General features: G+C 57.4%; 13 protein-coding genes and 7 pseudogenes. 13 read left to right on the plus strand and 7 right to left on the minus strand.

What is annotated here, in order from left to right; all coding sequences use genetic code 11:
- The 5 genes and pseudogenes from AYK65_RS15160 to AYK65_RS15180 all read left to right on the plus strand — a co-directional run.
- Nucleotides 1-1,201: polyamine ABC transporter substrate-binding protein (locus AYK65_RS15160; RefSeq protein ID WP_244559977.1), on the plus strand; the 1,201-nt coding region annotated here is incomplete at its 5' end.
- A gap of 409 nt (nucleotides 1,202-1,610) precedes the next feature.
- Complete coding sequence (locus tag AYK65_RS15165; protein WP_081158899.1) at nucleotides 1,611-3,452, plus strand: ABC transporter permease subunit; 1,842 nt, start codon at nucleotides 1,611-1,613, stop codon at nucleotides 3,450-3,452.
- A gap of 16 nt (nucleotides 3,453-3,468) precedes the next feature.
- Nucleotides 3,469-4,539: an ABC transporter ATP-binding protein gene (locus AYK65_RS15170; protein ID WP_081158901.1), complete on the plus strand. Its 1,071-nt coding sequence runs from the start codon at nucleotides 3,469-3,471 to the stop codon at nucleotides 4,537-4,539.
- Between the two features lie 226 nt (nucleotides 4,540-4,765).
- A pseudogene (locus tag AYK65_RS15175) lies at nucleotides 4,766-5,316 on the plus strand (MFS transporter); the annotation flags it as partial.
- Between the two features lie 5 nt (nucleotides 5,317-5,321).
- Nucleotides 5,322-5,546 (plus strand): annotated as a pseudogene (locus tag AYK65_RS15180) (DUF6429 family protein); the annotation flags it as partial.
- Here AYK65_RS15180 and AYK65_RS15185 read toward each other — a convergent pair.
- From AYK65_RS15185 to AYK65_RS33845, 3 pseudogenes are all read right to left on the minus strand, one after another.
- Nucleotides 5,530-5,747 (minus strand): annotated as a pseudogene (locus AYK65_RS15185) (transposase domain-containing protein); the annotation flags it as partial. The pseudogenes AYK65_RS15180 and AYK65_RS15185 overlap by 17 nt on opposite strands.
- Before the next feature lie 574 nt (nucleotides 5,748-6,321).
- Nucleotides 6,322-6,483, minus strand: a pseudogene (locus tag AYK65_RS32965) (transposase zinc-binding domain-containing protein); the annotation flags it as partial.
- Nucleotides 6,484-6,489: 6 nt separating this feature from the next.
- Nucleotides 6,490-6,663, minus strand: a pseudogene (locus tag AYK65_RS33845) (integrase); the annotation flags it as partial.
- Nucleotides 6,664-6,884: 221 nt separating this feature from the next.
- Between AYK65_RS33845 and AYK65_RS15205 the strand changes: the two are divergent.
- A pseudogene (locus tag AYK65_RS15205) lies at nucleotides 6,885-7,306 on the plus strand (IS66 family transposase); the annotation flags it as partial.
- A 456-nt stretch (nucleotides 7,307-7,762) separates the two neighbouring features.
- The gene (locus AYK65_RS15210; RefSeq protein WP_081158904.1) at nucleotides 7,763-9,136 is read left to right on the plus strand and encodes a CapA family protein; all 1,374 of its coding nucleotides are present in this window, start codon (nucleotides 7,763-7,765) and stop codon (nucleotides 9,134-9,136) included.
- Between the two features lie 208 nt (nucleotides 9,137-9,344).
- On the opposite strand, the gene AYK65_RS32970 is transcribed toward AYK65_RS15210, so the two are convergent.
- On the minus strand, nucleotides 9,345-9,512 hold the full coding sequence (locus AYK65_RS32970) for a hypothetical protein (RefSeq protein WP_244559979.1): 168 nt from the start codon (nucleotides 9,510-9,512) through the stop codon (nucleotides 9,345-9,347).
- A 518-nt stretch (nucleotides 9,513-10,030) separates the two neighbouring features.
- Between AYK65_RS32970 and AYK65_RS15220 the strand changes: the two genes are divergently transcribed.
- The 4 genes from AYK65_RS15220 (at nucleotide 10,031) to AYK65_RS15235 (ending at nucleotide 14,777) form a co-directional block, all read left to right on the plus strand.
- Complete coding sequence (locus AYK65_RS15220) at nucleotides 10,031-10,501, plus strand: TOBE domain-containing protein (protein ID WP_244559980.1); 471 nt, start codon at nucleotides 10,031-10,033, stop codon at nucleotides 10,499-10,501.
- A gap of 54 nt (nucleotides 10,502-10,555) precedes the next feature.
- Nucleotides 10,556-12,157, plus strand: coding sequence for an amidase (locus tag AYK65_RS15225; RefSeq protein ID WP_244559981.1), 1,602 nt, complete (start codon nucleotides 10,556-10,558; stop codon nucleotides 12,155-12,157).
- Between the two features lie 129 nt (nucleotides 12,158-12,286).
- Nucleotides 12,287-13,456: a M24 family metallopeptidase gene (locus AYK65_RS15230; protein WP_081158907.1), complete on the plus strand. Its 1,170-nt coding sequence runs from the start codon at nucleotides 12,287-12,289 to the stop codon at nucleotides 13,454-13,456.
- A gap of 76 nt (nucleotides 13,457-13,532) precedes the next feature.
- Nucleotides 13,533-14,777: a serine hydrolase domain-containing protein gene (locus AYK65_RS15235; RefSeq protein ID WP_081158909.1), complete on the plus strand. Its 1,245-nt coding sequence runs from the start codon at nucleotides 13,533-13,535 to the stop codon at nucleotides 14,775-14,777.
- Between the two features lie 309 nt (nucleotides 14,778-15,086).
- Here the strand turns inward: AYK65_RS15235 and AYK65_RS15240 are convergent, their stop codons facing one another.
- The 3 genes and pseudogenes from AYK65_RS15240 to AYK65_RS33645 all read right to left on the minus strand — a co-directional run bounded on the left by AYK65_RS15240 (nucleotide 15,087) and on the right by AYK65_RS33645 (nucleotide 18,037).
- Complete coding sequence (locus AYK65_RS15240; RefSeq protein ID WP_081158910.1) at nucleotides 15,087-16,115, minus strand: IS110 family RNA-guided transposase; 1,029 nt, start codon at nucleotides 16,113-16,115, stop codon at nucleotides 15,087-15,089.
- Between the two features lie 140 nt (nucleotides 16,116-16,255).
- Nucleotides 16,256-17,670: pseudogene (locus AYK65_RS15245) on the minus strand (ISL3 family transposase).
- 49 nt (nucleotides 17,671-17,719) lie between these two features.
- Complete coding sequence (locus AYK65_RS33645) at nucleotides 17,720-18,037, minus strand: NAD(P)-dependent oxidoreductase (RefSeq protein ID WP_081158916.1); 318 nt, start codon at nucleotides 18,035-18,037, stop codon at nucleotides 17,720-17,722.
- Here AYK65_RS33645 and AYK65_RS15255 point away from each other — a divergent pair.
- On the plus strand, nucleotides 18,012-19,247 hold the full coding sequence (locus AYK65_RS15255; protein ID WP_081158911.1) for an NAD(P)/FAD-dependent oxidoreductase: 1,236 nt from the start codon (nucleotides 18,012-18,014) through the stop codon (nucleotides 19,245-19,247). The genes AYK65_RS33645 and AYK65_RS15255 overlap by 26 nt on opposite strands.
- A gap of 99 nt (nucleotides 19,248-19,346) precedes the next feature.
- On the plus strand, nucleotides 19,347-20,021 hold a 675-nt coding region (locus tag AYK65_RS15260), incomplete at its 3' end, for a transporter substrate-binding domain-containing protein (protein ID WP_081158912.1).

The following is a 20,021-nucleotide window of genomic DNA, read 5'->3' on the forward strand; positions in this document are numbered from 1 at the left end:
TAGCCCACCATGTGCCGCACGCAAAGCCCGCGCCGTCGCGACACAAGGAACAACTAGCGGGCCAACCCAATCAAAAAAGGGGAATGAACAAATGATGATCACGACTATGAAACTTGCCATCGGTGCGGCTCTGTTAGCTGCGTTGCCGTCAATTGCGCAATCTGAGGAGATTCCCGTCAATCTCAAGGGAACAGGAGAACTTGTTGTCATTGGTGGCACCGGTTCAGCCTTCGACAACGCAGTGAAGAAGGCATGGCTTGATCCGTTCATGCGCGATACCGGGATCAAGATAGTAACTGCTCCTGTAGAGAATGCAGCGCTTTTGACCTCGATAAAGGTTGGACAGCCTATCGCTGACACGACCTTTATCAGCGGAGGTGAAATCCAGAGTTGGGTTGCTAAAGGATTTGTTGACAAAATCGATTACAGCTTTTTCTCAAAGGAAACGCTGGCTGGCATACCCGAGGAAGCGAGAACTGAATACGCATTTCGCTCACACACCTACTCCGTCGTTCCCACGTACAGCACCAAGAAGTATCCGGAAGGGACCAAGCATCCCGAAAACTGGGTCGATATTTATGACGTTGTCAAGTTCCCGGGGAAGCGGGCCCTTCCAAATTGCGGGAACATACTCCATGGAGCGCTGCTCGAGGGAGCACTCATGGGCGATGGCGTCCCGCCGGAAAAGCTTTATCCGCTCGACCTGGATCGCGCCTTCGCCAAGGTTAAGGAAATCGCACCCAATGTTGGGCGCTGGTGGGGGTGGGACGCGGGTGGCTTGGCTCCCCAGGCTCTCATCGATGGCGAAGCCGACATGGGATCGGCGTGGAATGGTCGAATTATCAATCTGCGCAAGGAAGGTGCACCGGTTGCCCTTTCTTGGGATCAGTCCCTGCTGCAACACGATGATTGGGTGATCGTAAAGAACTCACCCAACAAGGAAAATGCGGCCAAGTTCCTCGCTTATATTGCCCGTCCAGAAGCGCAGGCGGCATTTGCGGAAGCAATTCCTTACGGTGTTCCGAACAGAGATGCTTACAAGCTTCTACCGAAAGAACTGGTCGAGAACTTGCCGGGTGCGCCAGGGGTCGCGGAGAAACAGGTGACCCAGAACTACGCCTGGTGGGAAGAAACCAGAGCGGACGGCCGTACTAACTTGGACTATGCGATCGAGCGTTGCCAAGAAGTATTAGCGCAGTGATCCGGCTGCCGCTGCGGGAAGCTTTGACCGCTACCAGCATTCTACGACGCGCATCTTGACTTGCGAATGCGAGGTGGTCAGTCGCAATCTGGCCGCCCGCATATCGTCAGATGAGAAGTTCGACGCTAAAATGACTGTTGCACCCGTCAGCAAGGACGGTCCCTAGAGACGATCCGGGATCAATTGAGGCATGTCGCTCAAGTGTCCAGCGGTACAAAATACACAAAAGCAGAGATCTAAAGCACGTCGGCTTACGCGCTTTAGGCAACACAGGGCACATATTAGAGCGCTCGAGACGGGCGTCGTCGTTGGCGCACGACGAGGCGCCCACGCCGAAAGAGGCTTGCTTGCTGTTGGTCTCTGTGAGGGAGGCAAGTCCGTGAAGGACGTAGGGAAGGACAATAATCACATGAACACACTGTTGGCAAAAGAAAGGGCCGCTGATCCGATAATTGGAAATGTAGCCAGGGGCCAGAATTTCCTGAATGGGCTACTCGCAAATCGGCGGATCCGCGGCGCTGTCGTTGCCTCGCCGCTTCTGGTGCTCCTTGTCGGATTCCTCATTATTCCGCTATCGAATATCGTGTGGGGTAGCGTCGAGGGCACCAAGCTGAATTTTGCGCACTACGCGCGCATATTCTCTGACGAGATCAACTTCAATATCATGCTCCATACGCTGAAGATTGGGCTGATCGTGACGGTTCTTTCGTTGGGGGCAGCTTATCCCGTTGCATACCTTCTGACGAAGATGGGATCGCGTGCATTTTCGATCGTGAGCGTCTTTATTCTTGTCCCACTTTTCACGGCTTTCCTTATCCGAACCTACGCCTGGATGATCATCCTGGGCCGAGAGGGACCAATAAACAACGCGCTGATTTGGCTTGGCCTTGTCAGCGAGCCACTGCCGCTCCTCAACACCACTTTCGCAGTCATCGTCGGCATGGTGCATGTGTTCATCCCTATGGCGATCTTCACAATGTATTCATCAATGGCGCGGATCAACCACGACTTCGCTCGCGCCGCGCAGATTCTCGGCGCTAAGCCGGTGCAGGCGTTCGTGCGGGTCTATTTACCGATGAGCCTTCCGGGCGTGTTCTCCGCCGGGATTCTGATCTTCATTGTCGCGATCGGATTCTACATCACTCCGGCCCTGCTCGGCGGGCCGAGAGACGCCATGATATCGCAGCAGATTGTCACGCAGATGACGACGCTTCTGAATTTCGAACTCAGCTATGCCTCGTCAGTTGTACTCCTTCTGGTGACGATCGCCACGCTTTTCCTGGCAAGTCTTTTTATCCCTCTCGAAATGATCTGGTCTTCCGCGACCATCGAACCGTCAAATCGGAAGATCAGCGAGAGGTCACGCCTCCTCTCAGGAGCGAAACGGGCTTTTCACCCTATCCTGAGCCTCTTTGAAGCGTTCGCTCATGTGGTGACGAAAAGAGTTTTGACCCAGCAGTCGCGCTGGCTTTGGACCTATACTACCGTCATCCTCGTGTTCCTTACGGCGCCCCTCATCGTCGTCGTCCTCCTTTCGTTTAGTTCGTCTCCGTTCGTCGTCTTTCCCCCTCCCGGCTTCTCGCTCCAATGGTGGGAGAGATTGGCGAACGCGACCGACTGGCACACATCCTTCCTCTTCTCAATTCAACTCGGGCTCGTCGCTGCCTTGTTCGCGACGCTCATTGGCACCATGGGTGCCTTCTGGCTGGTCCGCACGACACTACCTATCAAAAGGCCGTTGTTCCTGTTCTCGCTGTCGCCTCTTATGGTCCCGGTCGTGATTATCGCCACATCGCTTTATATTTTCGAAGCAAGGATTGGTTTGCTCGGGAGCTTCGCCGGACTGGTCATTGGACATGTACTTCTGTCCGTGCCGTACGTCATCGTGGTCATGGCCGCAGCCCTGCGCGGGTTCGACCGGTCGCTCGAAAGTGCGGCGGCAGTTCATGGTGCGCGCCCCTTACAGGTGCTACGGCTGGTAACATTGCCGATCCTTAAGCCGGCGCTTTGGACCGGAGGCCTGCTCGCCTTTCTAACGTCGTTCGACGAACTGCTCATCAGCATCTTCCTTCTCGGACGACAGACATCGCCGCTGCCGGTCAAGTTCTGGGGCGATATCAGGTTCCAGCTCAACCCGCTGCTCAGCACTGCCTCGACTCTGATCGTGGCGCTCGTAACTGTATCGATCCTCACAGCTCAGTGGATCAGGCTACGGCATGAGCAACGAACTGCGATCAGCGCCAGCAAATGAACGAATGGAGGAAATAATGTCCACAAGCCTTGAGATGAAGAAAATCCAAAAGTTCTACGGCGCGCTCCACGTCGTGCGTGACTTCGACCTGTACATTGAACCCGGTGAGTTCCTCACCTTTCTTGGTCCGTCCGGCTCCGGCAAAACCACTGCGCTGAAACTGATCGCCGGCTTCGAAACACCGAGTGGCGGCGACATGTTGCTCGGCAGTCGCTCAATTGTGGACGTACCACCCTATGAGCGTGGTATCGGAATGGTGTTCCAGAACTATGCGCTATTTCCGCACATGACGGTGGTTGAGAACGTTGCCTTCCCCCTCACAGTCCGCAAGGCTGCTCGCTCCGAGGTCGAGGAGAAAGTGTTGCGCGCTTTGCAACTGGTTAAGATGGACCAGTATCGCGACCGCTATCCTAACCAACTATCAGGCGGACAGCAGCAGCGCATTGCCCTCGCTCGTGCCATCGTCTTCAATCCAAGCCTCCTGCTGATGGACGAACCGCTCGGCGCTCTCGATCGCAATTTGCGCGAACATATGAAAATCGAGATCATGCGGATCCAGAAAGAATTGAATATCACGGTCATCTTCGTCACCCACGACCAGGACGAAGCGCTCGTTATGTCCGACCGGATTGCGGTGATCAACGAAGGTAGGCTCGTTCAGGTCGCCGACAGCAAGAGCCTCTATTACAGCCCACAGGACCGCTTCGTCGCGTCTTTCGTCGGCGAATCTAACCTTCTGCCTTGTCGCGTCAATCAAATCGAGAACGGGACCGGTACAGTGACCATTGCCGGCCGAGCTAATGGGGTGGCTCGATTGAGTGGACAATCCGGTGGCGAGTCTGGTTGGCTTTTCGTGCGGCCGGAGCATGTTGATATCAGCCCGCGCGGCGCGACATCCACCGCGCAGAATGTTCTGGATGGAGTCGTCGAGGACGCGCTTTTTCTCGGCGAGATGACGCGCTACACGGTTCGGTGCGGAAATGAAACTATGACGGTCAAGCAGCAGAATCGGGGGCAGCCTCACTTTGCAGGGAAGACCCCAGTCACCGTATCCTGGGATGCGGATCGCTGCACCGTGTTGCATTGACGTGCGTCATTCAAAATCAGGAAGCCGTGACAGTTAGAAAGGTGAGAACGTGGGAGACAACTTGTCGACCATAGCCAGCCGGCAGCCACTTTTACCCAGTCAAGATCAATCAGCGCCGGGACGCGCAGTGCTGGCGCCGCGATTGATGAATGTTGGTTTCCTGCACTCGTGGACTGCATTACGCCAAAATTCGTTTCGGTAGCGAGTATCCTACTGCGTCGCAACAATGGCGTTGGGAGGCTTGAAGGTCACAGAAACATGCAGCGAAGATCCAGCCCAGCCCACTCCAACGACCCTCGCTCAACTGCGCAAAACAGCGTTCCGATCGACCTGGGCCTGCAATCAAGTAGCCAATCTCGGATGGCTCGTACAAGCGGTTGCCATCAGTTGGCTCATTGCCACGATTTCCGCTTCCGATCCGATGGTCGCGCTCGTGCAGGCCTCTACAACCTTGCTGGCGTTCTTGCTCTCCTCATCGCCGGAGTCATTGCCGATAATTTCGGGCGGCTATCGGTAAGGATAGTTGGCTTGGCTTTGATCGCGCTTACGTCGATAGTGCTGGCAATTTCCGCCGGGCTTGGCTTTGTCAGGCCATGGCTCATTCCCGGGCTGGGATTTGTAACGGGCTGCGGCTTTGCGCTGAATCATCCCGCCTGGCACGCCTCTGTCGGCGATATTTTCGACAAACGTGATATTCCGGCCGCGGTGACGCTCACGTCTGTTGCGTATCCATCCGAGCAGGGCCGCAGGACTTTGGGCGCCGCGCGTGGTGACGTGGGTTCATGGAGATTGATGAGGACAAGATCGACGATGCCGTTTTGGCGCTGCTATGGCTGACGCTGCCGCGTTGTGCTTGGAAGGGTCTCCACTGGGCAACGACGGATCGGCTTCATAAAAAGGGCATGATCGGCTACCCAGTCAACAAGTCGAAGTCATTGATCCTGACCGATGAAGGCTTGGAGCGTTCGCAAGCGTTGTTCCGGAAGGTGTTTACGCGGCCGCCGCAACAGCCGTCCGCTTGTGGGTCTTCCATTGCCAAGCCAGCAGTTCCTGCAGGCGGGAGACGGGAAGATCGGCGATGCGGGCGAACACATCGGCGAGCACGCCTTTGGGTCGACGGCGTTGACACGGCAAGTCGTGATGACAGTGAGCATGATGGCGGCACGATCGGCCCCACGCTGGAAGCCGGCGAAGGTCCAGTTTCGACGTCTATGGAAATGTTTCCATAGTGCAGATCGTTTTTTGGCGTGGCGTCGCGTGTATCCACGTTCACGGGCGCGCCGAGGCCGATGGCGCCGGTGCGCTAAAACGTGTTGCGCTAAGCCGCGGGCGCGATTCAGGTCCTATGGACTATTGAATGGTGCGGCTCCAAGGGAAGGCGCCGCAGGGGCGGTGTTGACGCGCGTCGCTGCTGGGTGCACGGGACGAAAACAGCCGATTTCGAATTCGACAAGGGTCAGGATTGCCGTTGTAACTTGCCGGGAAGTGCTGATAATTGCAATGGGATACACCTTTTCGGGACCGACAAGTTTTGCGGCGGAACGGTGCGACGGTGACGATGAAAGCGGCGCGCTTCTTTCATGACGTGTCCCAGCATCGCGGCAGTCCGGTGACGCCGTCGAAGATTTCGATGGTGATCATCTGCCCTTGACGATAGGCCGGGCATTGCCTGAGAAAACGCCCGGTGAGTTCCTCGTAACGATCGCGGTACTCCTTCGGAGCCTGGCCCGCCGATGGCGCGGGAACCGGCATGCCGTTGAAGGCGATGCGCCGGTGGCCTCATTGATCGCATGCTTCGATGTGCCCGCCGAGCGCGGCGGTGCGGCACAACTCGATAGCCGTCATGACACGGCGCTGAGCGGTCGACAGCGATGCGTGCTGGGCACGATAGGCCTCACCGTAGCGACGGAATATATCCGCCACTTCCGGCCCTGAACGGACCATTGGGGCTCAGAAATACTCAGGTTTGGCAGGCGGCGGCGGGGTGGGCGCCGGACGTGGCAAAAGCTCGAAGGGGCTCGCCGTAGCGCAGACCTTGTTGGTGGCGATGCGCAGGTAATGGGCGGTGGTCGCGAGGCTGCGGTGACCAAGCAGCAATTGAATAGTGCGCACGTCGGCGCCGGCCGAGCAAGTCCGGCGCCTTGCCGAAATATCGTGCAAACAGCGATACCTGCCGAGATATGAGAGCTGGGTATTGAGCGAAAAATTGCGCACCTGCATGTCCTAGCTCATGCGCTGGCGAAGTGGTGTCATGACGAGCTCCTCTGTCCGATGGAATGGCTGCTAAACAGCCGTCCCATCCTCTCGCAGTTGGGGCTCCTACTGAATACCTGACCTCCTTGCCGCTCCGGCCGGACGGCTACAAAGGCTACGCCAATCTCTATCTTCCGAATCGACGGTTCGGCCCAATAACGGAAGCAGCCTGCTGGGTCCATGCGAGGCGGCCCTTTTATGCGATGGCCGGCGTCGAGGCGAATGCGCCCCGACGAGCGCAGGGCAAGAAGCCGGCCCTCTCGCGCCGATCGCCCTGGAAATGGTGCAGCGGATCGATGCCCCGTTCGGCATCGAGCGCGACATCAACGGTCAAAGCGCGGACGTCCGAAAGGCCGTTCGTCAGGAGCGCAGCAAACGCTTGGTCCCGGAGCTGGAAGCGTGGATGAAGGCTCAGCGTGCCAAGCTGTCGCGCGATCATGATCTCGCCAAGGCCTTCGATTACCTGCTGAACCGCTGGCCTGCTTTCACCTTCTTCCTCGACGATGGGCGCGTTCTTGGGTTAAGAAGCTACCACAGCGGTAAGACTAATTCGGCCGCATTTTCCTGCCGATTTGCAGCAACTCTACTTTTTCGTTGCCATCTATGCAGAAAAAGGACGTGAAACTCGACTTAGTTTGGTTTGGAAGAGGGATTCAAGGCGGTTAGCCCACACCAAAGACGGTGCTTTGCCCTCAGGAACAGACGAAGGCCGTTGAAGCGCTCCGAGGGCTTCGCGTTCTGCGTCGGCTACGAGGAAATAGGTAGGGGACCGATACGACTTTGGCCGCCTTTGTTGAGGATCAGACTCATGTTGGCAGGCCACCTTGACGAATATGACACAAAGTTTCTTCCATGCAGCGGTAACTCGTTCGCTCGACCCCGTGGCATTTCCCCAAGCCGTTTCCCCCGCACAACTCGAGCCTGGAGATAAACATTGGTTTGGTGGTCAATGAGAAATCGAGGAGAGGGAATGGCGGAGAATTCACAAGAGAATGGTTGTTATTCGGTCGGGGAATCTGGCTGCTATGACATCGCCGGTTCCATCACGACGAATGTCGTTGACGGTTTCACGATGGTAGCAGTCGGGGACGTCATCGTGTCACGAGCGCTGACTAAGGGGCATCATCCCGGCTTTAGCGATGTCGTCGATATTCTACGTGGTGCGGACGCTACCTTCGGCAACATGGAGACGCTGATTATCGATATTCGGTCGTTCAATGGTAGCCCCGAGGCTGAGTATGGCGGTGCGTACCATATCAGCCTTCCGGAGATTGGACCTGATTTGAAGGCGATCGGGTTCAACATCATGGGCCGCGCTAATAACCATTCCTTTGACTGGGGCGTCGAGGGCATGCGTGAAACGAGCCGGGTGCTTGATCAGAGCGGGATTGTTCACGCAGGTGTGGGTGAGAATCGCGCACAAGCCAGCGCCGCTCGTTTTTTAGAAACAGCACGCGGCCGCGTGGGATTGCTGTCGTGCGCAACATCGTTCACGCCAATGTCTCGTGCCGGCGATCCTGCCGGTGAGGCGCCTGGTCGACCAGGACTCAACGCTCTTCGATTGGCGAAAAGCATCGTGGTCCGCCCAGAAATGCTTGAGAGTTTACGGCAGGTACGTGACTCGTTGCCCAACCCTAGGCCTGACGAGAATGATCCCGGCGTGATCGTGATCGACGGAATGAAATACCGCGCCGGGGAACATGCCGGCTATAGCTACGATGCTCACGCCGGTGATATCGCCGACATCTTACGAAACGTTCGTAGCGGCAAGCAGTTTTCTGACTTCTGCATCTTCACAAATCACGCGCACCAGCCGGGAAATTGGAGCCAGGAGCCAGCTGAGTTTGAACGATTGCTCGCCCATAAAATAATTGACGCGGGAGCAGACGCATACGTTGGACATGGACCGCATCAATTGAGAGGTATCGAGATCTACAAGGGGCGGCCGATCTTTTATAGCTTGGGCAACTTCATAATGGACGACCTAAGGACTCCAGTAGGCGCTGACATGTTTGAGGGGTATGGCAAGGATCTGCGCGCTAATACAGATGCAGAAGTTACTGCCGCCGAGATGTCATCTGGATACGCTTCAGACCCAGGGTTCAAGGATCCGGTCTTCTACGAGAGCATTGTCGCCGTCAGCCGATTTGATCAGAACCAACTTGCCGAATTGCGGCTATATCCAATCGAACTGGGTCATTCGAAGAGGCTGGCCAACAGGGGCGTGCCAAAACTCGCGTCTCCTGCGCAAGCAAACTCGATTTTAGAACGCCTTCAAAAGCTGTCGAAGCCGTTTGGAACTGACATCACTATCGAGAACGGCATTGGGTTTATTAGACCGTGACTGCGAACCGAGATAACGCAAGGTAAGGCTGCCGCGTCTATAACCGATGAGCGTTGGCCTTCGACCACTATAAGCAAAGGAGTGACCGACGAAGTTCGGGGGCAATACAATGGAGATCGCTTCGCGATGTTTCCAGCGCAGCGAGGATCGCCCGGACGACCGCCATCTTGCCCGTTCCCGCACCTCTGCTGATCATGCAGACGCCACATTAGGTCGCCATGTACACTGCCTCGCGCTGGGCGTCGGTAAGGGGATAGCCGCCCTCCCGCTCGACCTTGACGATGGCATCGACAATGAGGTTTCCGTGGCAGCCCGGAAGCTGCCGACGAACCCGCTCCGCGATCAGTAGCGCGAGCTCGTCCCCATGAACCGGCATGCCCGCGACTGCAGCATCTCAGGGGTCGGAGACACTACACGGCCGCTCTCCAGCGTTGCCGGCCCGCGCCGGATCGCCGTTCCAAGGACCCAGCGTCGGCGAACCAGTTGCTTGACGACGGGAGCAGGGCAGCCCGTTACACCCCAGTGGGGAAGTTGCCTAGGATACGTTGTATCATTTCCACGAGTGAACTCCTCCAAGAATGTCGCGGACACCTTTTTCGCCACTCAAACCGCTAAATGCATCGCGGGCTTCTCTGCAATCTGTGTCGTCCAAAAATCCTATCCAGTGGCACTCGAGTGTCGCCCGCCATCAAATCTCGTCTTGCACACCGGCATCTTAATGATATAGTACAATACTATAATGCAATAATGCAATTCTTGGGGAGTCAGACTATGGTGAGCCACACGTCCGTGCCCGTGCAGGCAGATCCTGCCTTCCCGGAAACCGAGCATCGCGAGCGACTGGCGCGAGCGCGGCGCGCCCTTGCGTGACGCATGACCAGGATAGCGCTCACTATGTCCGACCGGATCGCCGTGATCAACGAAGGCAGGCTCGTTCAAGTCCCTGACAGCAAGAGCATATACTACAAGCCACAGGACCGCTTTGTCGCCTCTTTCGTCGGCGAATCCAGCCTTCTGCCCTGTCGCATCGGCCAAACCAAAAACGGGACCGGCACGGTGAGCATCGTAGGCCGCGTGCGTGGCATGGCTCGGCTGAACGGCCAATCCGATGGCGAGTCCGGTTGGCTATTCGCGCGGCCGGAGCATGTTGATATCAGCCCTCGCGGCGTTATGACCGATGTGCCGAACACCCTTGATGGAGTGGTTGAGGATGCGCTTTTCCTAGGCGAGTCGACCCGTTACGTGGTTCGCTGTGAAGACGAGAGGATAACCATCAAGCAACAGAATCGGCGACAAACCCAATTCTCGAGCGGAACCGCGGTAATCGTATCTTGGAATGCGGATAACTGCATTGTGTTGAACTGAGGCGAAGCAATCGAGAGCCTGAAGCAAACAAGATCACCTCGAAAGGGGGGGGACGTGAACACGACAGCACCGATCGCATCAGGGGGGCTCAGGGGGGAACCTTGTGTTTTAGAGCTCTCCATTACTGACATTCAGCATGCATATGCCTCGAAGAGTTACACTGCCGAGGAACTCACTCGAGCCTTTCTGGATCGGATTGCAGAGTACGAACCCTTATACAATGCTTTCGTCACCATGAACCCACTCGCACTTGAGGACGCCAAGGAAATCGACAGGCGCTTCGAGTGCGGAGAAGGGGTTTCACCATTGACCGGCGTTCCAGTCGTCGTGAAGGATTCGATCGACGTCGCTGGGCTGCCATCGACAGCCGGGTGGGAAAAACTCAGCAGTCGCGCAGGGGGTGCCGACCTCGTCCCCTCCACTGATGCACCGGTGATCGCTCGACTGAGAGCGGCAGGTGCCATCATACTTGGCAAGACGAACATGCCGTCTTTCGGAGAGTCCGGCACAGACGCGAATACAAGCTGGAATGGTCGGACTTACAACGCTGTCGACCGCGACCTGGCTCCGGGCGGCAGCAGCAGCGGAACGGCGACCGCCGTCTCGGCCAGCTTTGCTGTCGTCGGTCTTGCCGGAGAGACCGGCGGCTCTATCCAGAATCCCGCTGCCGCCCAAAGCCTGGTCGGCGTGAAGCCAACTTTTGGTCTTGTGCCCAATGCCGGTGTTGTTCCACTGGCGGCAAGCACCCGGGACGTCATCGGGCCTCACGCAAAAACCATTCACGACGCTGCGGTGGTCCTCGATGCGCTGGCTGGCTACACCTTAGAAGACCCAAAAACCATCGCGTCTATCGGAAACATTCCGGAAGGGGGATACACCGCTGGCCTCAGCGAAGGGGCACTGCAGAGAAAGCGCATCGGTCTGTACGGTCCTGGATGGCGAAATCCGGCCCTCGCACTCTCGGAGGAAACTGAGAGACTGTATCAGAGAGCAATCGCGGAATTGCAGGAGCGAGGTGCCATTGCGGTCCCCGACCCGTTCGCCGGATCTGGGTTCGCCGATCTAGCTCTTCGGCTACCGGATGTTGACTATGATCCCCGAGGGACCGAGTCGGTTGCGTATGATCTCGAGCAGTACCTTCGCCGATTAGGTCCAAATGCTGCCGCTCATTCGATCGGCGAACTCGTCAAGTTGGCCGGAGAAAGCCCACTCGAGGGGAAGGGGCCTTTAGCTTGGTATGTCGATGCGCTTCCGATGCTGAAGGCCTCTATATCGAACCCGGCCAAAGTTCCGGACCTCTCGAGTTTCTGCGCGCTTCGGGAAAAATACCTGCGCATCTTGAACAAGATCATGCAGGAAAAACAGCTGGACGCTCTCGTTTTCCCGCAGATGATGTACCCTGTGCCGTCGCTTTTCGGCGAGCCTTACGGGGCGACCACCTCTTCGGAGATCAACATTACAGGTAGTCCCGCCGTGACCGTGCCGGCGGGCGCCTATCGAAATGGTTCCCCCTTCAGCCTGGTCTTTGTCGGGCGGCTATGGGATGAGGCGAAGCTTCTCGCCATGGCCTTCGACTACGAACAAGCCACACGATACCGCATCGTTCCCAAGCTCCGCGTGGCGTCGACGCCGAAGGATGGCGTAATCGTCAAATGATGGAAACGTACAATGCCCACCGAACCGCCGAGCTTCCGGAATCGGGCCGCAGGTTCAATCTCCGTCGGGGGTTGAACCGGAATACCAGCCCAACGGCAATCGGTCGGACTATGCTCAGGAGAAATTACGATGATCGCTCCGCCATTCGCAGCCTTTCCAGAAGCCGAACATAGGTCCCGCATTGCACGTGCTCGCCAAGAACTCGCGGCAGCCGGCTACGATGGCTGTATCGTTGTCGCGCCAGAAAACCTTTTCTATCTGGTCGGATACGACTCCGTCAGCGCCAATATAAGTCCGCAAGCTCTCATACTCAGTGTTCATGACGAGCGCGATCCGACCCTACTGGTGCGCAACGTAGACCTTCCTCTGGTCAAGGAAACCTCTTGGCTCACCGATATACGGACGTACCAACTCTTCGTAGACGATGTGCCAGCACAAGTTGGGAAAATCGCGCACGACCATGGGATCGCAACCGGCCGCTTGGGGCTGGAGATGCAGTCACCGGCTGTCACTGCTAGCTATGCCCGGGCCCTTGAACACGCAATGCGGACTGCTCGATTGGAGGACATCAGCCACCTCCTCAACCGTATTCAGCTCATAAAGTCACCAGCTGAGATTCGTTACATGCGGGAAGCCGCGCGCTATGCAAATCTGGGCCTTGAAGCTGCGCGCAATATCTTGCGCCCGGGGATCAGTGAGTTTGCCCTCTGTGCAGCCGTAGAAAAGGCGGCCCGAGAAGCTGGAAGCGACTATCCAGCTCTTCCGACGGAATGCGGAAGCGGTACACGCTCGGCCGGCGGCCATGCGACCGCAATGCCTAAGACCATTAGTACGGGTGACCTCGTGCACCTGGAGTTCGCTGGCGTTGCCCGGCGGTATCACAGCGTTTCGATGATAACGATGGCGACCGGTGACCCCAGCTCGAGTGCGCGCAGACTATACGATGTCGGACGAGAGTCCTTGCTCGCGGGGCTGGAAAAGTGCCTTCCTGGCACACCCGTAGCTGATATCGACGTCGCCTCGCGTAAACCAATTGAACGGGCGGGGCTTGGCGAAGCCGCGCAGATGCGGTTCGGTGTAGGTATTGGCGTCGCCTACCCCCCAATTTGGTTAAGTTCACTCCAGATCGATCGGTTCTCGAACGGCGCGTTAACGCCCGGAATGACCTTCTATGTGCACTCCTGGCTTTCGCTCCCTGAAGAGAGGCTTGGTGTAATGCTGGGCGGCACATACGTGGTGACACAAACTGGCATAGAACAGCTTTCGGGTGCGGGACCTGTCGACCTTTTCACAGCTTGAGAGCCGACCAGGGTCTGGAACCGGAGCTGGGATTGAAGTGGTTTTGTTAGATATATCATGAAGAGGAGAGGCTGTTATGCCTATGCTCGAGTTTGACGGGCAATATTATCTCGACGGTCCAGCATCAGATCCTCACGAGTTGGGTTGGATGCGCGGCGCGCCGCCGCCAGTCAACAAGCGCATCACGTTCGAGGGCGGCACCTTCCGAGATTTCCCCCAAATCCGTTGGTCGTTCTCGCACATGCGCGAGCTCATGCCCACGATGAACGTGTGGCGCGGGCGAGGCACGCCGTCGCAGTTCGAACGGAACGACATGTCCGCGGCCCTCGACGCGCTAATCTTCGCCGACATGCACGGACAAAGCCGACGCTTCGATGACGCATTGGTGGACACCTACACCGATGGTCTGTTGGTGCTGTATCGGGGAAAAATCATATACGAGCGCTACTTCGGCGCGCTCGAGCCACACCTGCCCCATGAGTGCCAGTCCTGCACGAAGTCGTACACCGGCACGCTCGCCGCGGTGCTCGTCCATGAAGGCGTGCTCGACGACACGAGAACGATCTCATACTACCTTCCGGAGTTGCGGGGAACGGCTTGGGACGACGCCACACTTCGCCAGGTCTTGGATATGCAGGTGGGTCTGGCTCACTCAGAAAACTACACCGGCGACGACTCTGATCTCTGGGCCTATCGATGGGCTTTTGGACGGCTGCCGCGTCCAGCTAGCTACGATGGGCCGCGAAGCTCATGCGATTACTTGCGCAACGTGCGCAAGCAAGGCGTGCATGGAGAGTTCGCTTATCAAAGCTTGAATACCCAGGTTCTCGCCTGGGTTATGATGCGGGTAACCGACTGCACGCTCGCGCAACTGCTGCATGAGCGTCTTTGGGCGCCGCTTGGCTGCGAGGAGGATGGCTATCTGGAGGTCGATCCAGTGGGCATGCCGCTCGCTGATGGGGGGTTGAGCACCACGCTGCGAGACTTTGCGCGCTTTGGCGAACTGATGCGATGTGAGGGCGCTTGGCATGGACGGCAACTCATCCCCGCGTCCGTGGTGCATGACGTGTGCAAGGGCATTGATACGGCAAAGTACCACAATATGCCGCTGCCCGGCTATACATACCGGAGCATGTGGTGGGTCACGAACAACGAACTGGGCGCCTTTGAGGGCCGCGGTATCCATGGCCAGCGTCTGTATATAGCCCCGAACGCCGAAATGGTGATTGCCCGCTTCGCGTCCCATCCCGTTGCTTCTGGAGCCGGTGACCCCATCCTTTTGCCTCAGATGCTCGCACTGGGGCGGAACCTGCGTGCTTAGTTGGAATTGCGCCGTTGGCCTCCCTTACGCCGCCCTAAACCGAGTGGTAACGTCATCTCGGCCTATTCAAAGAGCTCACGGCTGTCAATCGGCCCTTTAATTGCGGATGGTTGTCAAGCGTCTGTTACATCCTTGCCGGGTCATGGTCCTTTCCGAGGTCGTTGCCTCATGATGATGTTCGGGCCGGGCGCTTCAACGTGTGCAACGGCGTGCCTGTTTGGCCACCAGCCGATTGACCGAAGTCACCGCAACCACCGTCCCGGCGGGGACATCGCAGACCCGCTCGGGCCTACAAACTCGTAGAGAAAGTCAGGCTTTTTTCTCGGAACTCCATTCAAATGTAGTGCCATCCACCCAGATGCAATGAAGGATGACGGCAAGCTTCCGAGCAACAGCGACTTGCGCCTTTTTCATCCCAATGCGTTTCGCAAGCCGCAGCCCCCATGCCTTCAACGAGCACCATTTCTTGGTCCGATGTAGTAGGACTGACGCAGCTTCGAACAGATAGGTCCGTAGAAGGCGATCGCCCCATTTTGAGGTCTTTCCGTTGGTGTCGGTCTCCCCCGATTGTTTTCGCCTGGGCGTCAGACCAAGATAAGCGCCAATCGTCGTGGCCGATCTGAACCGACTCGGATCATCGATGGTGTGGCGGAATGTCAGCGCCGTAATCGCGCCGATGCCGGGCACAGTCATCAGCCGGCGGATTGTTTCATCGGTGCGAGCAAGTCCAGCCATCCGTTTATCGAGTTTTTCCTGTTCACGACAAACTTGCTCATGGATGGAAAGCAGCGGTTCGATGACATCCCGAAGAACATGGCCAGTATCAACCAATTCTACGACCTTACGCCGGAACATCGATCCGATAGCACGCTCGAAGAGCAGGCCATGCTCCTTTAGCATCGCCCGGATCTGATTTTCCAAATCACGTCTTATTTGGATCAAGCGTGAGCGGGTTACGAGCAGGGATCGAACCTGCTGACTTTCAGCACTTTTGACCTTCACCTCCCTGTACCAACCTATACGAACCAGTTCAGCCAGACCGCGGGCATCATTCTCGTCACTCTTGTTCATGCGCACCGACAATGCCGCTTTCGCATGCCGTGCGTCGATGCAGACGACGGGAAGATCTATGCGCGTGAGCTCATGCCACAACCAACTCGACATGGCGCCGGTCTCAAAGCCGATGCGTTCAGCGCAAGGGGCCTTCTTTCGGATCAGTTCTGCCAAGGCTCCAGGATTTGACTTCGCCCTGCCTTCGAAGATCATTCGGCCGGTCTCGTCCACGACACAAACGGCAGTTTCTCGCTGCGATACATCCAGGCCAACATACTGTTTCATACGGCGGTCTCCTTCGAAAGATGGTGCTCAGATATTGAGCGTTACTCGAAGGACGAAGGTGAGCAATTACGTCATCGTGTGCAAAATTCACCCTTATCGGCGTCCAATTTTGGCTCTGACGCAGATTTGGTGCAATTCTCTCATGTTGCGCCAATCAGGCGGGCTTGAAGAAGATCAAGCTTTCCGCGTCCGTACATCTGGCGCTTTACCAGCTTGAGCTTGGTGATCTGCCCTTCTGTTTGCCCGTTGGACCACGGAGAGACGATAGCCGCCCGGACTGCCTGAATGTCTTTCGCCACGCCGTTGCCAAAAGAGGAAACCAGACTGTCGCAGGCACGGTCGATCCACGACGCGAGCTGGTTTTCCGACTTGCGTCGGATCATCAAATGGAAGTCGGCAATGATACCGCGAGCCGTAACGAGCAAGGGAACACCGCTTTCGATCGCGGCGATGGTGACCGTCTCGGATTTCGTCAGGTTGTCTCTGCTGGTTGTCAAAAGGCGGGCAATCGTTCGGGCGGAGGGAATACGGGTCAATGATTCCGCATCGGCCTTGTCGGCCCGCTTCCGCCGTGTGGCCCATTCACTCACGACCCGGCGCGAACCACGAAAGCCCTGAGTTCTCAAACGCCGCCACAGCTCGGTGCCGTTCCGTTTGCCGGCAGCCCATTGCGCGTCGAGCCATTCAAGATAGGGCTCCAACGAGCTTTCCCGTGACCGAAAGACATCGTTTCGTTGCCCTCTGAGTACCTGGCGGACCAAGCCGCGGCTATGACCGGTACGGCGCACGATTTCCTTGATCGTGACACCGTCCTTTGCCAGCACCATGATGGCCGCGTTGGTCTGTTCGCGCCGGAGATAGCCTTCGTATTGAAGGCGTTCGGCCGCAACGCCTTTGCCGCCGCGAGCCCGTAAGCACCGCCACGATCGCGGGCAATGATTTGGATTTGTGCATTCTGCCGCAGCCAAGCTTCCGCCGTCGCCGGCTCACGGTCCGGCAGCAGACGGACCGGCCGCCGACGCTCCAGGTCACACACGATCGTGCCGTAGCGATGATTGCGCCGCCAGGCCCAATCGTCGATGCCAATCACCAAGGGCGGGGTCGACGGCGGTAGTCCTTGCCTGCGGATGACGCGGAGCAAGGTGTCGTTGCTGACGGGAAGCATCAGCCGTTGGGCAAAGCGCGCCGCCGGGCGTCCTCCAAGTGCAAGCGCCAAATGGTGGACGAGATGCTCAAGACGCCCGGTTCGTCTGGCATAGGGCGGCAGCACATCGCCAAACCGCTCAGCGAATATCTGTCTCCCGCAAAGCACGGCATCACAAGCGAACCTTCGTGTCTGCACGAGCAACCTGACGCGTTTCCCAGCGAGGGGAAGGTCCGCGACTTGGCGGCGATAGCGACTTCGAACCGTTCGCGACATTCGTCCGCATGCCGGACACGCCGCCGCAGCACCGGCTCGGGAAAGCAAAAAGCAGGTCTCATCGTCAATGTGGGTGATGCGTTCGGCGATGAAGCCAGCCGGTACCAAATCAGAGGGGCGAAACTTGGTGCTCATCATGCTGATTCCTTTATGGAAACCAGCAAGCAGCATCGTCACAACTGCATCAAAACTGAGTCAGAGCCAAATTTGCACGCCGGAACACAGCCAGCGCCTCGTTAAGAGGTTTTTCTCGAACTAGACTTGCGCGCGCGATGTTGATCAGGAAGGCAGAAGACTTCATTGCCGCCAATTCCGCCTCACCAAAAACTGATGCGTCTCCAGCGAGAACGCTATTGTAATATAGCAATATGATGATTGCATCAAGTCGCGACCTATGGCAATCCTTTGGAGAAGGAGCAAGTCGCAATGATTGCTCATCTCGAATTTGATCTATTGGCGACCTGGGGAGAAGGACCGTGTCTGAACATCGAACCGTGGCCATCGTCGGCGGGGGTATAGTCGGCGTGAGCAGCGCTCTCGTGCTTGCGCGGGAAGGACACCGCGTCACCGTCGTGGAGCAAGGGCAAATCGGCCACGGATGTTCCTTTGGAAACGGTGCTCAATACAATTCGGGAGCCTCCTTCCCTATGGCTTATCCCGGCGTGATGTGGCGTGCGCTCCGCTGGCTTTTCGACTCGAACGGCCCTGTGCGCCTCGCGACCCGCGAACTGCCCCGGACGGTCCCTTGGCTCACTCGGTTCTTGCTGACAGGTCGACCACAGGCTTGGGAGACTGCCTATTCGGCCCTGCACGCTCTTAACGCCCCATGTGCGGCCCTGTATCGCGATATGCTGGGGGAAACGGAATGGAATCGGTTGTTCCGCCCAAATGGCGCGCTGCATGTCTGGCGTGACACTTCACTCAGTGAACTGGATGTGGTGGTGGACAGTCTGAGGGCAAAGCATGGCGTGGCCTTCGAGCGGATTAACGCCGAACAGGTGCGTGAACTCGAGCCAGCACTTTCCAAAGACTACCGACGCGGAATCTACTTTCCCGGAGGTGGCCATGTGGTTTCATCGTCTGGGCTTGTGGAAGGACTGATGCAGCAAGCCACGGCACTTGGTGTGTCGGTTCGTAAAGCGCGGGTTTTGGCTATCGAGCCTGGAGCCGCAGGAGTGACACTTCAGACAAGTACCGGTCCCCACAATTTCGATACCGTTGTCATTGCGGCTGGCATAGCCAGCCGCGATCTTGCGCGCACCCTCGGAGTTTCCCTGTCGCTGGCCAGCGAGCGTGGCTATCACATTACGATGCCTGAAATCTCCGGCGTTATCAGTCGGCCTGTGACCGATGCGGCTTCAGCCTTCGTTGCTACGCCACTGGACGAGGGGCTGCGCATTGTAGGCATAGCAGAATTCGACGCCCCAGACGCGCCCTGCAACCAACGTCAGATCAGCAAGCTGCGAGCGAGCGCCCGCACCATGCTGCCAAACCTTTCGTTCACCGAGGTGAAAGATTGGGTGGGAGTAAGGCCATCTACGCCCGACAGCCTGCCGATCATCGCTCCCCATCCGAAACATGCTCGGATCCTGTTCGCGACCGGTCACGGTCACATGGGCATCAGCGGTGCCCCAATGACCGCAGGTCTCATCAGTGATCTCGTCGCAGGCCGCACGCCCCGGATCTCGTGCACGGCATACCGTGTTCGCTGAAAGACATGACCCGCGAGAAGTTTAACCTTGCGTCTCTCTGCGCAAATGCTATAGTACAATCGCATAATGACATAATTCAATGGGAGCAAGGAGACTGCAATGAACCGTTGGATGAATGCGATCGTCGCTACCGCCATGGGTGTGGCGGCCCTTATGGGGCCAAGTGCGGCACCGGCTAGAGCCGAAGACCCTTCTCTTGTCATCGACCGCATCAAATCGAGCGGCGTTCTGAAGTTTCCGGTCATGGTCGCGGAGGAGCCGGGCTACATCAAAGATCCGCGAACGGGCGAATGGAGTGGGTTTTTCGTAGACTGGGGCAAGGACATCGCGACTGTGCTCGACGTCAAAATCCAGTTTTACGAAACCACCTGGGGCAACCTTGCCGCCGATTTTCAGGCAGGAAAGGTGGATTTGGCTGTTGGGCTGAACCCCAACCCTCGTCGCGGTCTCGTCGTCGACTACGTGCCGGGCTCTATCGTGGATGGCGTTTGGGCTCTCGCTGCCCGCCAAGGCTTCGAGCCCAAGACCTGGCGCGAGATGGACACAAAGGAAACCCGCATAGCTGTCCAGAAGGGTAGCACGATGCAGACTATCGCCGAAAAAGTCACGCCCAACGCCACGGTCGTAGTAGTTCCTACGCGCGATCAGGCAATCCTGGAACTCCAGTCGAACAAGGTCGATGCGATCCTTATCTCGGATCAGGATGCCGCGCTCCTCGAATCCAAGGAGCTTGCCAAAGCCGTCGTGCCCACTCCGGTTCTGCGCAATCCATCT

The sequence above is a fragment of the Ensifer aridi genome (assembly GCF_002078505.1).
Classification (GTDB): domain Bacteria; phylum Pseudomonadota; class Alphaproteobacteria; order Rhizobiales; family Rhizobiaceae; genus Sinorhizobium; species Sinorhizobium aridi.

Coding starts and splice junctions, on each gene's coding strand:
- AYK65_RS15165 (WP_081158899.1), top strand. CDS start 1,611: ATGAACACACTGTTGGCAAAAGAAAGGGCCGCTGATCCGATAATTGGA.
- AYK65_RS15170 (WP_081158901.1), top strand. CDS start 3,469: ATGTCCACAAGCCTTGAGATGAAGAAAATCCAAAAGTTCTACGGCGCG.
- AYK65_RS15210 (WP_081158904.1), top strand. CDS start 7,763: ATGGCGGAGAATTCACAAGAGAATGGTTGTTATTCGGTCGGGGAATCT.
- AYK65_RS32970 (WP_244559979.1), bottom strand. CDS start 9,512: ATGCCGGTTCATGGGGACGAGCTCGCGCTACTGATCGCGGAGCGGGTT.
- AYK65_RS15220 (WP_244559980.1), top strand. CDS start 10,031: ATGTCCGACCGGATCGCCGTGATCAACGAAGGCAGGCTCGTTCAAGTC.
- AYK65_RS15230 (WP_081158907.1), top strand. CDS start 12,287: ATGATCGCTCCGCCATTCGCAGCCTTTCCAGAAGCCGAACATAGGTCC.
- AYK65_RS15235 (WP_081158909.1), top strand. CDS start 13,533: ATGCCTATGCTCGAGTTTGACGGGCAATATTATCTCGACGGTCCAGCA.
- AYK65_RS15240 (WP_081158910.1), bottom strand. CDS start 16,115: ATGAAACAGTATGTTGGCCTGGATGTATCGCAGCGAGAAACTGCCGTT.
- AYK65_RS33645 (WP_081158916.1), bottom strand. CDS start 18,037: ATGGCCACGGTTCGATGTTCAGACACGGTCCTTCTCCCCAGGTCGCCA.